The sequence below is a fragment of the Pseudomonas sp. AC083 genome (assembly GCF_979253165.1).
This window is the reverse complement of sequence record NZ_CEEDDH010000055.1, coordinates 1-379: the sequence shown is the minus strand read 5'-3', so window position 1 is coordinate 379 and position 379 is coordinate 1. Positions and strand designations below refer to the sequence as shown.

Genomic DNA, 379 nt, shown 5'->3' with positions numbered 1-379 from the left:
CCGTGTGCACGGTCTGGCGCGCGGAGTCGTACCACCAGCCCTGGTTGCGGCCGCCGTGGCAGTCCCAGCCGAGCACCCGGGTGCCGTTGGCGGAGGTGCCCGCCTCGACGTCCGCGCACTGGCCGGTCGCCGCGTTCTTCAGCGGCTTGTAGACGTCGTCCCAGGCGTACGGGAAGAGCTTGGGCGTCCCCGAGGAGTTGACGTCCGCGCAACTGGCCTCGCGCAGGCCCGAGTCGTACAGCTGGGTCAGACAGGACGCGAAGGCGGCGTGGCCGCGCGCGTTCGGGTGGAAGGACTGCCGGACCGAGTTGGCGTCCGGGGTGCCGGGCTTGGAGAGGTCGATGTACAGGCCGCGGGCCCAGGTGTCCTCCATGCAGAC

Annotated in this window: 1 protein-coding gene; it reads right to left on the bottom strand. The window is 71.5% G+C overall.

From position 1 onward, the window contains the following. A partial coding sequence (locus AC0IXA_RS27220) for an RICIN domain-containing protein (protein WP_471814870.1) occupies positions 1-379 on the bottom strand: 379 nt, incomplete at both ends.